Raw genomic sequence first — 3,074 nt, 5'->3', positions numbered from 1 at the left:
GGGCAGCGCAACGCGCGAGGCCCGCGAAGCGATGGGCTTCCGCGTTCTCGATAATCTGAGTGACTTTTTCCAAGGCCGTGAACCACGTGACCGGGTGATCTGATGCAAGCGCTGGCCCAAAATATTCAGTCCCCCCTGAACCGTTCAAGCTATGCTGATGGGTTGCGCTCGGAACTGCGGGCGTTGTGGCGGAACATTTTGATGAAACGGGCGCCGCATGTAGCGACATGGGCCGGGGCCTTACCGCTGCAATCCATCCCCACCGGGCCCGAGGCGACGCCCTATTTGCAGGCCCTGTCTATCTGGTTCCAACTGTTGCGTATCATCGATGAAAACGCCGAAGTCAGAGATCGTCGACTGACCGAGACCAATAGCGGGCCCGAAGCGGTCGAAGGCGGGTTTGCCGAGGTGTTGTCTGACCTGTCCCTAGCAGACAGCCCAATGGAAAAACTGACTGCTAATCTGTGTACCGGACCCACCCTAACCGCGCATCCAACCGAGGCCAAACGGGTCACCGTACTGGAAATCCACCGGCGGATTTATCGCAACCTTGTCAGTCTGGAAACGCAACGCTGGACCCCAACTGAGCGCGCCGAATTGCTTAAAAACCTGGAAGGTGAAATTGACCTCCTGTGGCTGACCGGTGAACTTCGCCTGACGCGGCCAAGCCTGCACGATGAGATCGAGTGGGGTTTGCAATTCTTCAGGGACGCAATCTTTGACGCCGTCCCGCAAGTCATGGATCGGTTCGATCAAGCCTGCCTGAACATGCTGGGAAAGACCTTGAGCAAAACGCCCAGTATTCGCTTTCACAGCTGGATCGGAGGCGACCGGGACGGCAATCCGAATGTCACGACAGAGATGACCGCGCTGGCCTTGCAACGTGGGCGCGAAACGGTTCTGGACCTCTACGGTCAAGCCCTTAAACAAGCCGCAAGCAAGCTGAGTATCAGTGCGCTCATATTGCCGCTGCCCGAACCACACAGGACACGTGTACAAGAAATTGTCGACCGGGCTCCGGACGCTGGCCGCAATCAGAACGAACCGTTCCGGAAGGCTCTGGATGCCATACGCCTTCGGCTGATAAAAGACGGCTATAACCACATTTCGCAATTCGTGAACGATCTAAACGCGCTTGATGCCGCTTTATGCGCGGTCAAAGCCGAAAATCTGGCGCGAAGACATATCCGCCCACTGCGCCGGGCCGCACCGGTTTTTGGGTTCCGTACCGCAACGCTGGACATACGCCAGAATTCCACCGTCACAACCGATGTTCTGGCCGAAATTTGGTCACAATCCGGGCAGGCATTGGAATATGGTACGCCCGAATGGTCTGCCCGTTTGCGGGCCGAATTGGCGGATCAGAACTTGCCCTATCAAAATCGGGAAGCGCTGAGTGATCAGGCCCAAGAACTCCTTGCCCTCCTGACACTTGTCTACAGCGTTCGATCGGGACCAGACCCCAAGGCTATCGGACCATTCATCCTGTCAATGACCCGTTCCGCCGACGACATTCTCGGTGTCTATCTTCTGGCCCGATACGCAGGATTCGGGTCCGAAACTCTGGATTTATCAGTGGTCCCACTGTTCGAGACGATTGCCGACCTACGCAATGCCCCAGCGATATTGCTGGACGTTCTTGATGTTCCGCTTTCCCGCCGCAGCCTTAAAACCGAAGGTAACGTGATCGAGGTGATGCTGGGTTACTCAGATAGTGGCAAGGATGGCGGCTTTTTCTGTTCAACTTGGGAATTGGAACGCGCGCAACGCAGGATTGTCACGGCACTGGCCTCGCAAGGTTTCAAGGCTACATTTTTTCATGGGCGCGGCGGCTCAGTCAGCCGGGGCGGAGCACCTACCGGGCGCGCAATCGCCGCACAACCCAGCGGAACCATAGCCGGACGCTTGCGTGTTACGGAACAGGGTGAGGTTGTTTCGACCAAGTATGCTAACCGCGGCACAGCTGCAGCGCATCTGGAATTACTGCTCTCAAGCACGCTTCGACATACGGCTAACCCCAGCGAAACCCCGTCCCGGCCCGAATTTGACGATGCGCTGGATGCCCTATCGGAACTGTCGCAAACAGCCTATGTATCGCTTCTGCAGATGCCGGGTTTTCTGGACTACTTCCAGCAGGCCAGCCCCGTCGAGGAACTTGCTCGCCTAAAAATCGGCTCCCGCCCGACCCGTCGGTTCGGCGCAGCTAGTCTCGATGATCTGCGGGCTATTCCATGGGTTTTTGCGTGGTCGCAGAACCGCCACCTGATTACCGGTTGGTACGGGTTTGGTGCAGCAATGGCCAGCTTTCGCAAGTTCCGAGGTTCGCGCGGTGACGAAGTTTTGCAAGAAATGTTTCAGAAATCTCGCCTGTTCCGCCTCGCTGTCGATGAGATGGAGAAATCGCTCTATCAGGCTGATATGGGCATCGCCACGCAATACGGCGAACTGGTGCGCGATAAGTATATCCGCCAAAGCATCTCTCAGGCGATCAAAACAGAATTCGATAACGCTTGCAGCGCTGTGCAGTTTCTGACTGGCGGTCAGACAATAGGTCACCGTTTTCCCCGGCTGTGCGAACGATTTGATCGCAAACGGGCGGAGCTGGCTCGCATTCACGCCCTGCAAGTCGAACTGCTGCAACAAGCCCGAAACAAATCGCAAGCAGGATCAGTCCCTGTGCCGCTACTGCAATCCATGAACGCTATTTCCGCTGGCCTTGGCTGGACCGGCTAACCAATTTCAGGAGATATGCCCCGTGAATGTCCCGCATCGTCTAGACGGTTTTTTCACCCAATCCCTATCTGATCGTGACCCTGAGCTTTTTGGTTCGATCACATCTGAGCTGGGCCGCCAGCGCGACGAGATCGAGCTGATCGCGTCCGAGAACATCGTCTCTGCCGCCGTGATGGAGGCGCAGGGCTCGGTGATGACCAACAAATACGCCGAAGGCTATCCTGGTCGGCGGTATTACGGCGGCTGCCAATTCGTTGATATCGCTGAAAACCTGGCCATCGACCGCGCCAAGCAGCTGTTTGGGTGTGACTTCGCCAACGTGCAGCCGAACTCGGGCAGCC

General features: G+C 56.9%; 1 protein-coding gene and 2 pseudogenes. All 3 read left to right on the top strand.

Annotation, left to right across the window (positions count from 1 at the left end):
- Window positions 1-103: pseudogene (locus ACR0DL_RS21430) on the top strand (D-glycerate dehydrogenase); the annotation flags it as partial.
- Window positions 103-2,733 carry a phosphoenolpyruvate carboxylase gene (locus ACR0DL_RS21425; RefSeq protein ID WP_480691286.1) on the top strand — a complete coding sequence of 877 codons (2,631 nt, stop codon included), beginning with the start codon at window positions 103-105 and terminating at the stop codon, window positions 2,731-2,733. The pseudogene ACR0DL_RS21430 and the gene ACR0DL_RS21425, both read left to right, overlap by 1 nt.
- A 22-nt stretch (window positions 2,734-2,755) precedes the next feature.
- Window positions 2,756-3,074 (top strand): annotated as a pseudogene (gene glyA / locus ACR0DL_RS21420) (serine hydroxymethyltransferase); the annotation flags it as partial.

The sequence above is a fragment of the Ruegeria sp. BB5 genome, assembly GCF_056539405.1.
This window is presented reverse-complemented; position numbering and strand designations above follow the sequence as displayed.